The organism is Burkholderia sp. BCC1047 (assembly GCF_902833155.1).
GTDB lineage: Bacteria > Pseudomonadota > Gammaproteobacteria > Burkholderiales > Burkholderiaceae > Burkholderia > Burkholderia sola.
This window is the reverse complement of the sequence record NZ_CADFEH010000007.1, coordinates 63,034-79,817: the sequence shown is the minus strand read 5'-3', so window position 1 is coordinate 79,817 and position 16,784 is coordinate 63,034. Positions and strand designations below refer to the sequence as shown.

The 16,784-nt window shown below is 68.0% G+C and carries 15 protein-coding genes and 1 other RNA gene; 8 read left to right on the top strand and 8 right to left on the bottom strand.

Annotated features, from left to right (window positions below):
- Window positions 1-3: 3 nt before the first annotated feature.
- The 7 genes from HWX55_RS10155 to ffs all read right to left on the bottom strand — a co-directional run bounded on the left by HWX55_RS10155 (window position 4) and on the right by ffs (window position 6,817).
- Window positions 4-936, bottom strand: coding sequence for a protein-L-isoaspartate(D-aspartate) O-methyltransferase (locus tag HWX55_RS10155; RefSeq protein WP_175975495.1), 933 nt, complete (start codon window positions 934-936; stop codon window positions 4-6).
- The gene (surE, locus tag HWX55_RS10150; protein ID WP_124554564.1) at window positions 933-1,694 is read right to left on the bottom strand and encodes a 5'/3'-nucleotidase SurE; all 762 of its coding nucleotides are present in this window, start codon (window positions 1,692-1,694) and stop codon (window positions 933-935) included. Before surE ends, HWX55_RS10155 begins: the two co-directional genes overlap by 4 nt.
- A gap of 217 nt (window positions 1,695-1,911) precedes the next feature.
- The gene (locus HWX55_RS10145; protein ID WP_175975494.1) at window positions 1,912-3,117 is read right to left on the bottom strand and encodes a CaiB/BaiF CoA-transferase family protein; all 1,206 of its coding nucleotides are present in this window, start codon (window positions 3,115-3,117) and stop codon (window positions 1,912-1,914) included.
- Between the two features lie 48 nt (window positions 3,118-3,165).
- Window positions 3,166-3,762, bottom strand: a complete 597-nt coding sequence (recR, locus tag HWX55_RS10140) for a recombination mediator RecR (RefSeq protein WP_006478665.1) — start codon at window positions 3,760-3,762, stop codon at window positions 3,166-3,168.
- A gap of 31 nt (window positions 3,763-3,793) precedes the next feature.
- Window positions 3,794-4,120: a YbaB/EbfC family nucleoid-associated protein gene (locus HWX55_RS10135; RefSeq protein WP_006482124.1), complete on the bottom strand. Its 327-nt coding sequence runs from the start codon at window positions 4,118-4,120 to the stop codon at window positions 3,794-3,796.
- 95 nt (window positions 4,121-4,215) lie between these two features.
- Window positions 4,216-6,591 carry a DNA polymerase III subunit gamma/tau gene (locus HWX55_RS10130; RefSeq protein ID WP_175975493.1) on the bottom strand — a complete coding sequence of 792 codons (2,376 nt, stop codon included), beginning with the start codon at window positions 6,589-6,591 and terminating at the stop codon, window positions 4,216-4,218.
- Between the two features lie 127 nt (window positions 6,592-6,718).
- Window positions 6,719-6,817: signal recognition particle sRNA small type (gene ffs, locus HWX55_RS10125), an RNA gene on the bottom strand.
- A gap of 388 nt (window positions 6,818-7,205) precedes the next feature.
- Here ffs and trxA point away from each other — a divergent pair.
- The 8 genes from trxA to HWX55_RS10085 all read left to right on the top strand — a co-directional run bounded on the left by trxA (window position 7,206) and on the right by HWX55_RS10085 (window position 15,805).
- Window positions 7,206-7,532, top strand: coding sequence for a thioredoxin TrxA (gene trxA / locus HWX55_RS10120; protein ID WP_006402348.1), 327 nt, complete (start codon window positions 7,206-7,208; stop codon window positions 7,530-7,532).
- A gap of 195 nt (window positions 7,533-7,727) precedes the next feature.
- A complete protein-coding gene (gene rho / locus HWX55_RS10115) occupies window positions 7,728-8,990 on the top strand; it encodes a transcription termination factor Rho (RefSeq protein WP_006478662.1) in 1,263 nt (420 codons plus the stop codon).
- 130 nt (window positions 8,991-9,120) lie between these two features.
- Entirely contained in the window at window positions 9,121-9,621 is a 501-nt protein-coding gene (locus HWX55_RS10110) for a MerR family transcriptional regulator (protein WP_175975492.1), read from the top strand.
- Window positions 9,618-11,171, top strand: a complete 1,554-nt coding sequence (locus tag HWX55_RS10105) for an MFS transporter (RefSeq protein WP_175975491.1) — start codon at window positions 9,618-9,620, stop codon at window positions 11,169-11,171. The genes HWX55_RS10110 and HWX55_RS10105 overlap by 4 nt, the downstream gene beginning before the upstream one ends.
- 38 nt (window positions 11,172-11,209) lie before the next feature.
- Window positions 11,210-12,043, top strand: coding sequence for a M90 family metallopeptidase (locus tag HWX55_RS10100; protein WP_175975490.1), 834 nt, complete (start codon window positions 11,210-11,212; stop codon window positions 12,041-12,043).
- 158 nt (window positions 12,044-12,201) lie between these two features.
- Entirely contained in the window at window positions 12,202-12,468 is a 267-nt protein-coding gene (locus HWX55_RS10095) for a type B 50S ribosomal protein L31 (protein WP_050013208.1), read from the top strand.
- A 143-nt stretch (window positions 12,469-12,611) separates the two neighbouring features.
- A complete protein-coding gene (locus HWX55_RS10090) occupies window positions 12,612-14,444 on the top strand; it encodes a glycosyltransferase family 39 protein (protein ID WP_175975489.1) in 1,833 nt (610 codons plus the stop codon).
- A 2-nt stretch (window positions 14,445-14,446) separates the two neighbouring features.
- Entirely contained in the window at window positions 14,447-15,805 is a 1,359-nt protein-coding gene (locus HWX55_RS10085) for an MATE family efflux transporter (RefSeq protein ID WP_175975488.1), read from the top strand.
- A 12-nt stretch (window positions 15,806-15,817) separates the two neighbouring features.
- Here HWX55_RS10085 and lipA read toward each other — a convergent pair whose 3' ends face one another.
- On the bottom strand, window positions 15,818-16,783 hold the full coding sequence (lipA, locus tag HWX55_RS10080; RefSeq protein WP_175975487.1) for a lipoyl synthase: 966 nt from the start codon (window positions 16,781-16,783) through the stop codon (window positions 15,818-15,820).
- Between the last annotated feature and the right edge of the window lies 1 nt (window position 16,784).

The window sequence follows — 16,784 nt, the reverse complement described above, 5'->3', positions numbered from 1 at the left end:
GTTTCAAATCACTCCGGATTTTAAAGGGACAAAGAAAACGCGATCAAGCCGGGACTCTCGCCATTGCGCGTGCGCGACGCGCTCGACGAGCGTGAGCACCTGGTGCTGCCCGCTCTGCGCGCCGACCGGCGCGACGAGCCGCCCGCCGATCGCGAGCTGCTCGAGCAGCGCCTGCGGCACGTCGAGCCCCGCCGCGGCGATCACGATCGCGTCGAACGGGGCCGCGGACGGCAGGCCGACACGCCCGTCGCCGTAATGCAGACGGATGTTCGGCACGCGCAGCGGCCGCAGGTTCAGCTTCGCGCGCTCGTAGAGCGGCTTGATGCGTTCAATCGAATACACGTCGCGTGCCACGTGGCTCAGCACGGCGGCCTGATAGCCGCAACCCGTGCCGATCTCGAGCACGCGCTCGAGCGTGCGGCCGGCCATCGCGAGCTCGATCATGCGCGCGACGACCGACGGCTTTGAAATGGTCTGCTGGTGGCCGATCGGCAACGCCGAATCCTCGTAGGCCTGCGTCGCGAGCCCGGGATCCACGAACAGGTGGCGCGGCACCGCGGCCATTGCGTCCAGCACGCGCGCATCGGTCACGCCGTTCGCGCGCAGCCGTTCGACCATCCGCTCGCGCACACGTTCCGACGTGAGCGCGAACGCGCCGGTCGGCGCGATGCTCGGCGCAGCCGGCTTCGGCAGCGCGGGTTTCAGCGCGGTCGGCTTCGGTGCGGTCGCCGGCTTCGCGGCGGCGATACCCGGCAGCGGCGCCCGCGCGGCGGCCGGCTTCGCCGCAACCGGTTTCAGTACGGCTGCGGGTTTGTCGGCGGCCTTCGGCACCGCACCCGCCGCTTGGCGTTCGCCGGGCCGACCTTCCGATTTGCGTGGCGCTCGTTTGAGATCTTCGAGCGCGAGCGGGAACCGCTTCGCGCGCTCGCCGCTCATGAAGCCCGCCCTCCGGCGCGCGCCCATTCGCGCGTCGCGGGCAGCATCTGCGTATGCGTGAGATCGAGCTGCAGCGGCGTGATCGATACGAAACCGTTTGCGACGGCGTGGAAATCGGTGCCATCGCTGGCGTCCAGCGCGTCGCCCGCGGCGCCGATCCAGTAGATCGGCTCGCCGCGCGGATCGGTCTGGCGAATCACTGGCTGCGACGGATGACGCTTGCCGAGGCGCGTGACCTGCCAGCCCTTCAGTTGATCGTACGGCAGGTTCGGAATATTGACGTTCAGCAACGGGTTGCCCGGCAGCGGATGCGCGAGGTAGTGCTCGACGATTTCCGCGGCGACGCGCGCGGCGTCGGCCAGATGGGCCCAGCCCTTGTCGACCAGCGAGAACGCGATGGCCGGCACGCCGAACATGATGCCTTCGGTGGCGGCCGCAACTGTCCCCGAATAGAGCGTGTCTTCGCCCATGTTCTGGCCGTTGTTGATGCCGGACACGACGATGTCCGGCCGCGCGTCGGCCATCCCCGTCAGCGCGACGTGCACCGAATCGGTCGGCGTGCCGTTCACGTAGAAGAAACCCGTACCCGCTGCGCGCTGCACCGACAGCGGCCGCGACAACGTGAGGGAATTCGACGCGCCGCTGCAGTTCTGCTCGGGCGCGATCACCGTAAGCTCGGCCAGCGGCTGCAGCGCTTCGCTGAGCGCGGCGAGACCGGGGGCGAGATAGCCGTCGTCGTTGCTGAGTAGGATTCGCATCCGGCGATTGTAACCGAGGAAAGATGGCGCGAGAGCGACAGTCCGGCCGCCGCGGACGGGCGGGTATACGCATGGGCACGCGATGCGCCGCCGCACTGCGCGGCGGCGTTCCGCGCGTTGGGGAAAACACCGGGCCGCCGAGTTTTCCGCCCGCCGAAAATCTCGTCGGGGAACCCTTCGTCGAGCGGCCCGGCGCAAAGCGCCGCGCCGGCTGCGCTCAGATCGCGCCCGCCTCGCGCAGCGCGGCAATCGCGGGCGCGTCGTAGCCGAGGCCGCGCAGCACCTCGTCGGTATGCTCGCCGAGCTCGGGACCGAGCCAGCGCGTTTCGCCCGGCGTGTCCGACAGCTTCGGCGTGATGTTCGGCAGCGGAATGTCGGTGCCGTCGGCCAGCTTGAAACGCTGGATCATCTCGCGCGCGACGAACTGCGGATCGGTGAACATGTCGGCCGCGCTGTAGATGCGCCCGGCCGGCACGTCGGCCGCATTGAGCACGACGAGCGCCTCGTCGATCGTGCGCGGCGCGAGCCACGCGGCGATCGCGTCGTCGATTTCCTGCGTGCGCGGCACCCGCCCGTCGTTTTGCGCGAGCGCGGGATCGTCGGCGAGGTCGTCGCGCTCGATCGCCTTCATCAGCCGCTTGAAGATCGGATCGCTGTTGCCGCCGATCACGATGCTGCCGTCGCGGCACGCGTACGTATTCGACGGCACGATGCCCGGCAGCGACGCGCCGGTGCGCTCGCGCACCATCCCGTACACGCCGTACTCGGGCACCACGCTTTCCATCATGTTGAAGACGGCTTCATAGAGTGCAACGTCGACCACCTGCCCCGCGCCGCCGTTGACCTTGCGGTGATGGAGCGCCATCAGCGCGCCGATCACGCCGTGCAGCGCGGCGATCGAATCGCCGATCGAGATCCCGATGCGCGGCGGCGGCAGATCCGGATAGCCGGTGATGTGGCGCAGCCCGCCCATCGATTCGGCGATCGCGCCGAAGCCGGGGCGGTCGCGGTACGGGCCCGTCTGCCCGTAGCCGGACAGGCGCACCATCACGAGGCCCGGATTGTCGGCCGACAGCACGTCGTAGCCGAGCCCGAGCTTTTCGAGCAGGCCCGGACGGAAATTCTCGATCACGATGTCGGCCTCGCTCGCGAGCTGCCGCGCGATCGCCTTGCCGGCGTCGGCTTTCAGGTTCAGCGTCACCGATTTCTTGTTGCGCGCCTGCACCGACCACCACAGCGACGTGCCGCCCTGCTCCGGATGGAGCTTGCGCCACTTGCGCAGCGGGTCGCCGCCGTTCGGATCCTCGATCTTGATCACTTCCGCGCCGAATTCGGCGAACAGCCGCGACGCGAACGGCCCCGCGATCAGCGTTCCGAATTCGAGCACTTTGACGCCCGCGAGCGGGCCCTGGCTGGTGCTCATGTGTCTCCCTGGCATGAGGAACGACGCCGCCGGCAGGCGGCGCCCGGCTTACATCGTGCGGCGGTCGAGCATCGCGCGGGCGATAGTGCCCGCGTCGACGTACTCGAGCTCGCCGCCCACCGGCACGCCGCGCGCGAGGCGCGTGACGGCCAGCCCGCGCGCCTTGAGCGTCTGGCCGAGGTAGTGGGCGGTGGCTTCGCCTTCGTTCGTGAAGTTGGTCGCGAGCACGACTTCCTTGACGACGCCGTCGGATGCGCGCCGCACGAGGCGGTCGAAATGGATTTCCTTCGGACCGATTCCGTCGAGCGGGCTCAGTCGGCCCATCAGCACGAAATACAGCCCGCGGTAGGTCATCGTCTGCTCGAGCATGATCTGGTCGGCAGGCGTCTCGACGACGCACAGCAGCGTCGGATCACGCTCCTCGTCGCTGCAGACCTCGCAGATCTGCGCTTCGGTGAACGTGTTGCACTTCTCGCAGTGCTGCAGGTGCTCGGTCGCGAACAGCAGCGACCGGCCGAGCCGCTCCGCGCCCTCGCGGTCGTGCTGCATCAGGTGAACCGCCATGCGCTGCGCGGATTTCGGCCCGACGCCGGGCAGCACGCGCAACGCTTCGACGAGAGCGGACAAGGCGGACGGCTGTTTCATACGGCGGCAAACGGTGGCAAGGACGCGGCGCTCAGAACGGCAGCTTGAAGCCCGGGGGCAGCGGCAGGCCCGACGTCATGCCGCTCATCTTTTCCTGCGACGTGGCTTCGGCCTTGCGCACCGCGTCGTTGAACGCAGCGGCGACGAGATCCTCGAGCATGTCCTTGTCGTCCGCGAGCAGGCTCGGGTCGATCGACACGCGGCGCACTTCGTTGCGGCACGTCATCGTCACCTTGACGAGGCCGGCGCCCGACTGCCCTTCGACCTCGATCAGCGCAAGCTGCTCCTGCATCTTCTTCATGTTTTCCTGCATTTGCTGCGCTTGCTTCATCAGTCCGGCGAGGTTGCCTTTCAACATGGGAATACTCCTTCTTGATCGTGTGAAAACCGGCACGCGGCGCGTGCCGGCCAATGTGTGCGGGGCGTGATTGTGCCTGTCGCGGGGCGGTCAGTTCAATGCAGCGTAGGCGGCGCGCCGTCCGGCGCCGAATCGGCGAGCGGGCGCACCGAGCCCTCGACGATGCGCGCACCGAAGTCGCGCACGAGCTGCTGGACGAACGGGTCGCCGTGAATCTCCTGCTCGGCTTCGCGCTGGCGTGCCGCGCGCGCGGCCGCATCGAGCGCCGCCGCGGTGCGCCGGGCGGGCCCGACCTCGACGCTCACCTCGACCGGCTTGCCGAGCGCATCGGCCAGTGCGGCCTTCAGCTTCGCCACCTGCGCGGCGTCCGCATACTGCGGCACCGGCACCGACAATTTCAATGCGCTCGCATCAACGGCCGTCAGTTCGCTGTTGAACGCAAGCTGATACGCGACGCCCTTCAGCGGCAGCCGCGCGGCCAGCGCCGGCCATTCGCCGTCGAAGCCGATCGGATCGAGCGCGATCGCCGGCGGCAACGGGCGCGTGTCGATCGGCGCGGCCGGACGGGCTTCCGCCGGCTTCGGCGTCACGCGCACATCGTCGGGACCGCTGTCGAACACCGGCACGAAGCCGTCGTCGGAACCGCCGAACATCTCGTCGGCGCTGAGCGGCACGTAGTCGTCCGGCGGGATGTCTTCCCACGGCGGCGACGGCTGGCGCGAATCGGCTGCTTGCGGCGCACGCGCAGCGGCACGCGGCGTCGGCACCTGAACGGCGGGACGCGGCGCGGCCGGTTTTTCGGCGGCCGGCTGGGCCGCCGCCGGCTTGGCAGCAGCGCCTGCGCGCCCGCGGTCCGACGACACGCGCATCCCTGCATTGCGCAGCACGTCGAGCGCGGCGGCGGCACCGCCCGCGCGCGCCGCCGGACGGGCGGCGGCCGGCTCGGGCGGCGCGGCGCGCGGCGCCGGTTCGGGCTGCGGCGCCGGTTCGTCGTTTCGCTGCACGGCGGCAACGGCAGGCGGCTCGGGTTCCTTGCGGGCGGGAGGCGGCGCGTCGCCAGCGGGCGAAGCCTTCTCCTCCGGCTGCGGCTGCGGCGGCTCGACCGCTTGAACGTCGGCCGCGACCGGTGCCGGTGCTGCCTTTTCGGGCGCCGAAACGGGTGCTTCTGCCGGTGCCGAAACGACCGCCGGCTTGGCGACCGGCCGGGCGGCTTCGTCACTGGACTGCGCCGGCGCCGAACGCGCGACCGGCGCAGCCGGCGCCGCGACTTGCGGCCGTGCTGCGGCAGCGGGCGCGGCCGCTACCGGCTTCGCCGCAGCAGCGCGCGGGGCCGGCACCGCACGCGGCGGCACGGACGGCTGACCGGCCGGCGCACTGCCGGCACCAGCGGCCGGCTCGAACGCGAGCATCCGCAGCAGCGTCATCGTGAAGCCGGCGTATTCGTCCGGCGCCAGGCCGAGCTCGGCGCGCCCGACCGTCGCGATCTGATAGAACAATTGCACCTGCTCGGGGCTCAGCGTCTCCGCGAAACGGCGCAGGTCGGCCGCTTCCGGCCATTCGTCGAGCACCGAGCCCGGCGCGAACTGCGCCCACGCGATCCGGTGCAGCAGGCTCGCGAGATCCTGCAGCGCGGTCGAGAACGACAGGCTGCGCAGCGACATCTCGTCGGCAATCGCGAGGATTTCCGGGCCGTTGCCGGCCGCGAGCGCGTCGAGCAGGCGCACCATGTAAGTCTGGTCGAGCGCGCCGAGCATGCCCGACACCGCCGACTCGGTCACCTCGTTCGCCGAATAGGCGATCGCCTGGTCGGTCAGCGACAGCGCGTCGCGCATGCTGCCCTGCGCGGCGCGCGCGAGCAGGCGCAGCGCCTGCGGCTCGAACGTGATCTGCTCTTCGCCGAGGATCCGCTCGAGATGCGACACGATGTGCCCGGCCGGCATCTGCTTCAGGTTGAACTGCAGGCAGCGCGACAGCACGGTGACGGGGATTTTCTGCGGATCGGTCGTCGCGAGGATGAACTTGACGTGCGGCGGCGGCTCTTCGAGCGTCTTCAGCATCGCGTTGAACGCGTGGTTCGTCAGCATGTGCACTTCGTCGATCATGTAGACCTTGAAGCGCGCATCGACGGGCGCGTACACCGCGCGCTCGAGCAGCGCGGCCATCTCGTCGACGCCGCGGTTGCTCGCCGCGTCCATCTCGACGTAATCGACGAAACGGCCCTCGTCGATCTCGCGACAGGCGCGACACACGCCGCACGGCTGCGACGTGACGCCGGTTTCACAGTTGAGCGCCTTCGCGAAGATCCGCGACAGCGTCGTCTTGCCGACACCGCGGGTTCCGGTAAACAGATAGGCGTGATGGAGACGCCCGCCGTCGAGCGCGTGCGTGAGCGCCCTGACGACGTGCTCCTGGCCGACGAGCGAAGCGAAATCCTTCGGACGCCACTTGCGTGCGAGAACTTGATAGGTCATCGGGAAATTGTATCAGTAACGCTGCGTCGCGCCGACACGCGAAACGGTGCGGAACACGGGCAAGGCGCAGGTCGAACGGAGTGTGACGCAGAAATAAAAAACGCCCTGCGAACGGGGCGAGAAGGAAGGTGACGAGCCCAACCCTCGGCACTGGCGGAAAACGATTGTGGCTGCTTCGTTCCCGACCTGACCAGGTTCACCGCCCCACCATGCGAGGAGGCCCGTCACGGCATATTCTATCACCGCTTCCGGACGAATGCGACCGTTTGTTCGCATCAATGCGAATCTCGCCGGGCAAACCGGCGCGTCACTCATTCAGACGCGTTGCACGCGGCCGCCCCTTGTAATCGGCGAACCGGCCTCCACCTGCGTGACACAACGGTCGAACGTCGCGTCGTACCCCTACTCGCGTAGCGGCTACTATCGCCGCCCGCAGCAGATAGCAATTTAGGCTAATATGACGCCCGAACGACCCGCGAGCCGCGGCATGCAGCGCTTACGTCCCTCCTTCCCGGAAGGCGGAGTGCCCTGCCACAGCGGCCGGCAGCCTGCGGCGGCCGGTACGCTGCAACGCGCAAGCAGGCAGTCCCCGAACCGTAAGAGGTATTGACCCAATGAGCGAACAGATCAAACACATCAGCGACGCATCGTTCGAACAGGACGTCGTCAAGTCCGACAAGCCCGTGCTCGTCGATTTCTGGGCCGAATGGTGCGGCCCGTGCAAGATGATCGCCCCGATCCTCGACGAAGTCGCGAAGGACTACGGCGACAAGCTGCAGATCGCGAAAATCAACGTCGACGACAACCAGGCCACGCCCGCGAAGTTCGGCGTGCGCGGCATCCCGACGCTGATCCTGTTCAAGAACGGCGCGGCCGCCGCGCAGAAGGTCGGCGCGCTGTCGAAGTCGCAGCTCACCGCATTCCTGGACAGCCACCTGTAATACCGGCAGTTCCGCGGACGTGTTGTCAGTCGGCAACACGTCCGTTGTCAAGCCGCCGATCGCTCGCTCAAGCGCGAATCGGGCTATGCTAGAATTAAAAAACGTCGACAAGACGCATTTAAGTCTCTGAGCGCTTCCGCTCGCCCTCCTCCCTTATTTTCTTTCGTCGCATCTCCTCCCTGGCGGGTTCTCCGTATGCATTTATCCGAGCTCAAGTCTCTGCACGTCTCCGAACTGATCGAAATGGCCAATGGCCTGGAGATCGAAAACGCGAACCGCCTGCGCAAGCAGGAGCTGATGTTCGCCATTCTCAAAAAGCGCGCCAAGACGGGAGAGACGATCTTCGGCGACGGTACGCTCGAAGTGCTGCCGGACGGCTTCGGCTTCCTGCGCTCGCCGGAAATGTCGTACCTCGCGAGCACCGACGACATCTATATCAGCCCGTCGCAAATCCGCCGCTTCAACCTGCACACCGGCGACACCATCGAAGGTGAAGTCCGCACGCCGAAGGACGGCGAGCGCTACTTCGCGCTGGTGAAGGTCGACAAAGTCAACGGGCAGCCGCCCGAGGCCTCGAAACACAAGATCATGTTCGAGAACCTCACGCCGCTGCACCCGAACAAGCCGCTGTCGCTCGAACGCGAAATGCGCGGCGAGGAAAACGTCACGGGCCGCATCATCGACATGATCGCGCCGATCGGCAAGGGCCAGCGCGGCCTGCTCGTCGCGTCGCCGAAGTCGGGCAAGACCGTGATGCTCCAGCACATCGCGCACGCGATCAAGCAGAACCACCCGGACGTGATCCTGTTCGTGCTGCTGATCGACGAGCGTCCGGAAGAAGTGACCGAAATGCAGCGCTCCGTCGCCGGCGAAGTGATCGCGTCGACGTTCGACGAACCGGCCACGCGCCACGTCCAGGTCGCCGAAATGGTGATCGAGAAGGCGAAGCGCCTCGTCGAAATGAAGCACGACGTCGTGATTCTGCTCGACTCGATCACGCGTCTGGCGCGTGCGTACAACACCGTGATCCCGGCGTCGGGCAAGGTGCTGACGGGCGGTGTCGACGCGAACGCGCTGCAGCGTCCGAAGCGCTTCTTCGGCGCGGCGCGCAACATCGAGGAAGGCGGCTCGCTGACGATCATCGGCACCGCGCTGATCGAAACCGGCAGCCGCATGGACGACGTGATCTACGAAGAGTTCAAGGGCACCGGCAACATGGAAGTGCACCTCGAGCGCCGTCTCGCGGAAAAGCGCGTGTACCCGTCGATCAACCTGAACAAATCGGGCACGCGTCGCGAGGAAATGCTGATCAAGCCCGAGATCCTTCAGAAGATCTGGGTGCTGCGCAAGTTCATCCACGACATGGACGAAGTCGAGGCGATGGAATTCCTGCTCGACAAGATCCGCCAGACGAAGAGCAATTCCGAGTTCTTCGACCTGATGCGCCGCGGCGGCTGATCGCCGTCCCGCTCCGCAACGCGGCCGCCCGCGCATCCTGCCCGGCGGCCGTTTTTCGATCCCAACCTGAACGTGAACGTACAGGTTGATCTATAATCGCGTCATTGTCCCGCCGAATTCCCCACCTCCGATGCCGAACGACGCCTCCGCCCCGCTATTGACCGTCGGCGACGCCGCGTCGCGGCTCGGCGTGACGCCACGCACGCTCAAATACTACGAAGAGCGCGGGCTCGTCACGCCATCGCGCAGCGAAGGCCGCTACCGCCTCTACGACGAAGCCGACCTCGAGCGCTTCGCGCGCATCCTGCGGCTGCGCGCGCTCGGCTTCTCGCTGCACGGCATCACCGAAATGCTCAAGCGCCCGCTGGAAGAAACCGGCGACGGCCGGCGCCGCTATTCGGATGCGTCGCTGCGCGACATCCGCGCCGGCCTCGCCGAGCAGATCGACACGCTCGATCGGCGGATCGCGGCCGTCCAGCGCGAACTGAAGGAAGCCGTTTCGCTGCGCAAGGAACTGCAGCACGACATCGACTACGTCGAGCGACGCCTCGCCGGCGAGAACGCCGATGCGCTGATCGCCCAGCGACGGGCCGAGGCCGGCACGCGGCGCGCACGCAAGGATCGCGAATGAACGCGGTGCCGGGCCGGCCGCTGTGGAGCCGCGCGAACCTGCGTGCGGGCCTGTTTCCATGGGCGCTCGCGCTCGTCACCGGCATCGACTACTTCGACAACGCCGTCTTCTCGTTCTTCGCGAGCTACATTGCGGGCGGCATCAACGCGTCGCCCGACGAACTCGTGTGGTCGTCGAGCGCCTACGCGGTCACGGCCGTGCTCGGCATCCTGCAGCAGCAATGGTGGGTCGACCGGCTCGGCCATCGCCGCTACGTCGCGGGCTGCATGCTGATGTTCTCGTTCGGCGCAATCGCGGCTGCGCTGGCCGACACGTCGCTGGCGCTCGCGTTCGCGCGCGGCTTCCAGGGCTATTTCATCGGCCCGATGATGGGCGCGTGCCGGATCCTGATCCAGATCAGCTTCAAGCCGCAGGCACGGCCGCCCGCGACGCGCGCGTTCCTGATCATGATCCTGCTCGGCAGCGCGCTCGCGCCGATCGTCGGCGGGCTGCTGGTCGCGCATTCGACGTGGCGCGCGCTGTTCGCGTGCACGGCGCCGGCCGGCATCGCGTTCGCGGTCCTCGCGTTGCTCACGCTGCCCGATTCGGGCCGCACGCCCGACGACGAACGCGGCTCCGGCCATTTCTGGCCGTACGTCGTGTTCGCGCTCGCACAAGGCGCGCTGCAGATCGTGCTGCAGCAGGTGCATTACCAGCTCTACAGCGGCTCGCCAATGCTGATCGTGCTGACGATCGCGGGGCTCGGCGCGCTCGCATGGTTTGCGTATCACCAGTGGCATCACCCGACGCCGCTCGTGCGGCTGCATGCGTTTCGCGAGCGGACGTTCCAGGTCGGGCTGCTGCTCTATATGTTCTATTACTACGAGACGACGGGCTTCAGCTACCTGACGGCGCGGTTGCTCGAGGGCGGCCTCGGCTATCCGGTCGAGAATGCCGGGCGCCTCGTCGGCACGACGTCGCTGCTTTCGGCCACCGCGCTGTTCGCCTACCTGCGCTACGCGAAATTCGTCACGCACAAGAAGTGGTTCGTCGTACCGGGGTTCGCGATCGCCGTCACGGCCGCGCTATCGATGACGCGGATGACGCCGCAGGTCGGCGAAGCGGCGCTGGTCGTCCCGCTGCTGTTGCGCGGATTGTTGCTGCTGTTCATCGTGCTGCCGGTCGCGAACCTCACGTTCCGGATCTTCGCGATCGACGAATACTCGCATGGCTATCGGGTGAAGAACATCGTGCGGCAACTGACGATCTCGTTCGCGACGTCCTCGGTGATCATCGTCGAGCAGCACCGGCTGGCCATGCATCAGACGCGGCTCGTCGAGCGCGCGAACGTGTTCGATCCGCTGTTCCAGCAGACCGCCGACGCACTGACGCGCGGCTATGCGGCCGCCGGCCACGCGCTGAATGACGCGCACAGCCTCGCGATCGCGTCGATCGCGCGGATGGTCGCGCAACAGGCGTCGTTCCTCGCATCGCTCGACGGCTTTTACTTTCTCGCGGGCGTCGCGCTCGTCGGCGGCCTCTTCGCGGCATGGCAAAAACAGATCGATTGAGTTAAAAGACAGGCTTTGGATTTTCGTCCGCAGCCTCCATGCTCTCGAAACTGACCCGCTGGTTCGACGACCGCCGCCGCGACCGCGCGCTGCGCAGCCATCCGATTCCGGACGCGCTGTGGCAAGAAACCGTCGAGCGCCTGCCGTTCCTCGCCGCCCTCCCGCCCAACGCGCTCGGCCGGCTGCGCGAACTGACGAGCCTGTTCGTCGCGAAAAAATCGTTTTCGACCGCGCACGGGCTCGAGCTGACCGACGCGATGATCGTCGCGATCGCCGCGCAGGCCTGCCTGCCCGTGCTGAATCTCGACCTGTCGCTGTACGACGGCTGGGTCGGCGTCGTCGTGTATCCGGGCGAATTCGTGATCCGCAAGACCGTGCAGGACGAGGACGGCGTCGTCCACGAAGTCGAGCAGGATGCGAGCGGCGAGGCATGGGAAGGCGGCCCGGTGATCCTGTCGTGGGAAGACGCGCAGATGACGGACGGCCGGGACGCGTACAACGTCGTGATCCACGAGTTCGCGCACAAGATCGACATGGTCAACGGCGCGGCCGACGGCTATCCGCCCCTTTTTCGCCGCTGGCATGCGCCGCACCTGGACGCGCAGGCGTGGGCCGACGTGTTCGAACATGCGTACGACCAGTTTTGCGCGCGCGTCGACGCGGTGCCGGACCGCGCGTGGGCGCGCTTCGAGCGGGATTCGCTGATCGATCCCTATGCGGCCCACCACCCGTCGGAATTCTTCGCGGTGTGCAGCGAGGCGCTGTTCGTGCGGCCGAAGGCGTTCGAGTCCGAATTTCCGGAGCTGTACCGGCTGCTCGCGCGCTACTACCGGCAGGATCCGGCCGGCACCGGCGCGCTCGACGCACCGTGAAAATTATTCGTCAACCGTCTGATTTTCTGGCATAATCGCCGTTTTTCGACCTTAGGCAAGTGGCTCGCGCCGGGCTTGGCGTCGTCTGGTGATACGCAAATGGGCGTACCCGGCACGGCAAGCGGCGGGTTGGCTACCGCTCTCACCAAGGAAAGACCATGAAAGAAGGCATCCACCCGAATTACCGCGAAGTCGTCTTCCAAGACATGTCGAACGGCTTCAAGTTCATCACGCGCTCGACGATCCAGACGCGCGAAAACATCGAACTCGACGGCAAGACCTACCCGCTCGCCAAGATCGAAGTGTCGTCGGAATCGCACTCGTTCTACACGGGTCAGCAAAAGATCATGGACACGGCAGGCCGTGTCGAGAAGTTCAAGAACAAGTTCGGCGCACGCGCCAACGGCAAGGCTGCAGCAAAGTAAGCCTTGCACCGATCCGGCGGCGGCAACGCACCGGTACCGCACGAAAGGGCAGCCCAGGCTGCCCTTTTTTGTCTCTGCTCGCCCGGAAGGCGCCGGCCGGCGCCCGGGAAACGACCTGACGCACAACAGCGGGCGCGACTACAATGCCGGATGCTCGAAACCGGCTCGGCCGCGCGCGATCGCGCCGGCTGCCCGCCCATAACAAATCGCTCATCTGCATGAAGCCTGTCGTCCGTCTCACCGCCTCCGCCACGCGCGCGCTGCCGCGCTGGCTGCTGCTCACGCTCTGCTTCGTCTACGCGGCGTTCGGCCTGTTCGGCCGCGACCCGTGGAAAAACGAGGACGCGGCGGGCTTCGGCGTGATGTGGACGATGGCCAAGGGCGGCTGGCACGACTGGCTGCTGCCGAACCTGGTCGGCAAGTTCATCACGACCGACGGGCCGCTCGGCTACTGGCTCGGCGCGCTGTCGATCCGCGGCCTCGGCCCGTGGGTCGACGCGAGCAACGCGTCGCGCGTCGATACCGGCGTGCTGTTCTGCGTCGCGTGCGCGTTCGTCTGGTACGCGGCCTACCTGCTCGGCCGGCGCGCCGAGGTTCAACCGTTCAAGTACGCATTCGGCGGCGAACCCGAGCCGCGCGACTACGGCCGCACGCTCGCGGACGGCGCGCTGCTGGTGCTCGTCGCGTGCTTCGGTCTCGCGGAACGCGGGCACGAAACGACGCCGCAGCTCGCGCAGTTCGCGTGGATCGCGATGCTCGTGTACGGGATCGTGCGCGGCATCGACAAGCCGCTGCAGGGCGCACTGTGGTGGGGCCTCGCGATGGGCCTCGTCGCGCTGTCCGGCAATCCGGTGCTGGTCGTCGCGCTGCTCGCCGGCACGGCCGCGCTGTGGCTCGTCACGCCCGAGATGCGCAATCTGCGCCTGCCGCTGCTCGGCCTGCCGCTCGCGGCCGCGATCTCCGCGCTGTGGCCGCTCGCCGCGTACGTCGCGGCGCCCGACGACGCCGCGTGGTTCTTCAACCAGTGGATCCACGGCAGCCTGATGCGCTTTTCGGGCCCGCCGACGGCCGTGCTCGGCTATGCGGCGAAGAACCTGCCGCTGTTTACGTGGCCCGCGTGGCCGCTCGCGATCTGGGCGTGGTGGAGCTGGGCCGGCATGCGCCGCCGTGCGCACATCGCGATTCCGCTGTCGGTCGCCGTACCGCTCGTCGCGCTCGTGATCCTGCAAAGCCAGCAGTCGAACCGTATGTACATGCTGCTGCTGCCGCCGCTCGCGGTGCTCGCGACGTTCGCGCTGCCGACCCTCAAGCGCGGCGCGATCAACGCGATCGACTGGTTCGCGGTGCTGAGCTTCACGATCCTCGGCACCTTCGTGTGGCTGGTGTGGCTCGCGTCGCTCACCGGCTTCCCGCATCCGCTCGCGCGCAACCTCGCGCGCCTCGTGCCCGGCTACGAACCGCATTTCAAGATCCTGTCGTTCATCTGCGCGGTGATCGTCACCGTGTGCTGGTGCTTCATCGTGCGCTGGCGCGTGTCGCGACAGCCGAAGGTGCTGTGGCGCAGCGTCGTGCTGTCGGGCGCGGGCACCACGCTGATGTGGGTGCTGCTGATGACGCTGTGGCTGCCGATCGTCAACTACGGCCGGACCTATCGCGACGTCGCGCAACAGATCGCCGTGCACCTGCCGTCCGACTACGAGTGCATCTCGCCGGTGCGGCTCGGCGACGCACAGATCGCGACCTTCGCGTACTTCGGCAACATGCACTTCGATTTCTCCGGCGACTGCGACGTGATCCTGCGTCAGGACCGCGCGGACTTCGGCGAGCCGAGTTCGATGTCGCAATACGTGTGGCGTCTCGTCTGGGAAGGCCGCCGCGTCGCCGACCGCGACGAGCGCTTCCGCCTGTACGAGCGCATCGAACGGCCGAAGACGCCCGTCAAGCGACGTCCGCCGCGCCGCCAGGCGGCCGATTGACGATGTTCGGCGACATCCGCCGGATCGTCGGTCTCGCGTGGCCGGTCCTGGTCGGCCAGCTCGCGATCATCGCGTTCGGCGTGATCGACACCGCGATGGTCGGCCGCTACTCGGCCGTCGATCTCGCCGCGCTCGGGCTCGGCTCGTCGATCTACGTATCGATCTACATCGGCCTGACCGGCATCCTGTCCGCACTGCAGCCGATCACCGGGCAACTGTACGGCGCGCGGCGCTATGCGGAGATCGGCGAGGAAGTGCGCCAGGCGCTGTGGCTTGCGCTGCTGCTCTCGATTCCCGGCTTCCTGCTGCTGCATTTTCCGGAACCGCTGCTGCGCGTCGCGCACGCACCCGCCGCGCTGCACGAGCGCACCGTCGACTACCTGCGCATCCTGTCGTACGGGCTGCCCGCCAGCCTCGTGTTCCGCATCTACAACGCGCTGACGAACGCGGCCGGCAAGCCGCGGCTCGCGATGATCCTGCAGATCGGCGCGCTGCTGCTCAAGTTTCCGCTGAACGTGTGGTTCATCTTCGGCGGCTTCGGCGTACCGGCACTCGGCGGCCCCGGCTGCGGGCTCGCCAGCACGCTGATCAACTGGGCGCTCGCGCTGATCGGCTACACGCTGCTCGCGAGGCTCGACGTATTCGCGCCGCTCGCGATCTTCTCGCGCTTCTGCTGGCCCGTGTGGGAACGGCAGAAGGCCATCCTGAAGCTCGGCGTGCCGATGGGCCTGTCGTACCTGATCGAGGTCACGTCGTACACGTGCATGGCGCTGTTCATCGCGCAGTTCGGCACGACGACGCTCGCCGGCCACCAGATCGCCGGCAACATCGGCGCGGTGCTGTACATGACGCCGCTGTCGATCGGCGTGGCGGCGTCGACGCTGGTCGCACGCGCGCTCGGCGCCGGACGCGCGGACGAAGCCCGGCTGCTCGGCCGGCACAGCGTGATGTTCGCGTGCGGGGTTGCCGCCGCGTACGGCGTGCTCGTGTTCGCGCTGCGCCCGCTGATCATCGGCGGCTATACGCCGAACCCGGCCGTCGCCGCGGCCGCGATGCCGCTCGTCGCGATCGTCGCGTGCTACCACGTGTTCGATGCGCTGCAGGTCACGTCGGCGTTCGTGCTGCGCGCGTACAAGGTGGCGGTCGTGCCGACCGTGATCTACGCGGTCGCGCTGTGGGGCGTCGGCCTCAGCGGCGGCTACGTGCTCGGCTTCGACGTCGGCGGCATCGCGCCCGCGTGGCTGACCGGCGCGCGCGGCTTCTGGTTCGCGAACACGGTCAGCCTGATGCTGGCGGGCGCGGGGCTCGTGCTGTACCTGCGCCGCATCAGTCGCGCGCACGCCGCCGTGGCCGCCGCCTGACGCGCGGGTGCGCTACGCGTCCTCCAGCACGTCGGCTGCGTGATATGACGACCGCACGAGCGGGCCGGCGACGACTTCCCTGAAACCGAGCGCGAGCGCCTCGTCGCGCCACGCGGCGAACGCGTCCGGGCTCACGTAGCGCCGCACCGGCAAATGGTGCGCCGACGGCGCGAGATACTGGCCGAGCGTCAGCACGTCGACCTCGTGCGCGCGCAGGTCGCGCAACGTGTCGCGCACCTCGTCGTCGCGTTCGCCGAGCCCGAGCATCAATCCCGATTTCGTCACGAGCGTCGGCCGCGCGGCCTTCGCGTGCGCGAGCAGTTCGAGCGAGCCGCGATAGTCGGCGCCCGGCCGCGCCGCCCGGTACAGCGACGGCACCGTCTCGATGTTGTGGTTGAACACGTCGGGCCACGCCGACGACAGCGCGTCGAGCGCACGCGCCGCGCGGCCGCGGAAGTCCGGCGTCAGCACCTCGACGCCGATGCCCGGCACGCTCGCGCGCACCGCCGCGATGCATGCGGCGAAATGCGCGGCGCCGCCGTCGCGCAGATCGTCGCGGTCGACCGACGTGATCACGACGTAGCGCAACCCGAGCGCCGCCGCCGCGTCGGCCAGCCGCGCGGGCTCGGCGGGATCGAGCGGCTCGGGACGACCGTGCGCGACGTCGCAGAACGGACAGCGCCGCGTACACAGCCCGCCCATGATCATGAAGGTCGCGGTGCGCTGCGCGAAGCATTCGCCGATGTTCGGACACATCGCCTCCTCGCAGACGGAATGCAGCCGATGCTCGCGCAGCACGGCGGCCATGTCGGCCACCGCCGCGCTCATCATCGGCCGCGCGCGCAGCCACGGCGGCTTCGGCAGCGCCGCGCCGGCCGCGGGCTCGACGCGCACCGGAATGCGCGCGAGCTTGTCGCGACTTCTCGCGCCGGGCTGGCCGAGCGCCGTGAGGCTGGGTCGTTCGAGCGCGGCGGCCATC

Excerpts from the sequence above, each read along its gene's own strand:
- surE (WP_124554564.1), bottom strand. The coding sequence starts at position 1,694 with ATGCGAATCCTACTCAGCAACGACGACGGCTATCTCGCCCCCGGTCTC.
- HWX55_RS10155 (WP_175975495.1), bottom strand. The coding sequence starts at position 936 with ATGAGCGGCGAGCGCGCGAAGCGGTTCCCGCTCGCGCTCGAAGATCTC.
- lipA (WP_175975487.1), bottom strand. The coding sequence starts at position 16,783 with ATGGCCGCCGCGCTCGAACGACCCAGCCTCACGGCGCTCGGCCAGCCC.
- HWX55_RS10090 (WP_175975489.1), top strand. The coding sequence starts at position 12,612 with ATGCCGGATGCTCGAAACCGGCTCGGCCGCGCGCGATCGCGCCGGCTG.
- HWX55_RS10095 (WP_050013208.1), top strand. The coding sequence starts at position 12,202 with ATGAAAGAAGGCATCCACCCGAATTACCGCGAAGTCGTCTTCCAAGAC.
- HWX55_RS10105 (WP_175975491.1), top strand. The coding sequence starts at position 9,618 with ATGAACGCGGTGCCGGGCCGGCCGCTGTGGAGCCGCGCGAACCTGCGT.
- rho (WP_006478662.1), top strand. The coding sequence starts at position 7,728 with ATGCATTTATCCGAGCTCAAGTCTCTGCACGTCTCCGAACTGATCGAA.
- recR (WP_006478665.1), bottom strand. The coding sequence starts at position 3,762 with ATGAAACAGCCGTCCGCCTTGTCCGCTCTCGTCGAAGCGTTGCGCGTG.
- HWX55_RS10145 (WP_175975494.1), bottom strand. The coding sequence starts at position 3,117 with ATGAGCACCAGCCAGGGCCCGCTCGCGGGCGTCAAAGTGCTCGAATTC.
- HWX55_RS10100 (WP_175975490.1), top strand. The coding sequence starts at position 11,210 with ATGCTCTCGAAACTGACCCGCTGGTTCGACGACCGCCGCCGCGACCGC.
- HWX55_RS10130 (WP_175975493.1), bottom strand. The coding sequence starts at position 6,591 with ATGACCTATCAAGTTCTCGCACGCAAGTGGCGTCCGAAGGATTTCGCT.
- HWX55_RS10135 (WP_006482124.1), bottom strand. The coding sequence starts at position 4,120 with ATGTTGAAAGGCAACCTCGCCGGACTGATGAAGCAAGCGCAGCAAATG.
- HWX55_RS10110 (WP_175975492.1), top strand. The coding sequence starts at position 9,121 with ATGCCGAACGACGCCTCCGCCCCGCTATTGACCGTCGGCGACGCCGCG.
- HWX55_RS10085 (WP_175975488.1), top strand. The coding sequence starts at position 14,447 with ATGTTCGGCGACATCCGCCGGATCGTCGGTCTCGCGTGGCCGGTCCTG.
- trxA (WP_006402348.1), top strand. The coding sequence starts at position 7,206 with ATGAGCGAACAGATCAAACACATCAGCGACGCATCGTTCGAACAGGAC.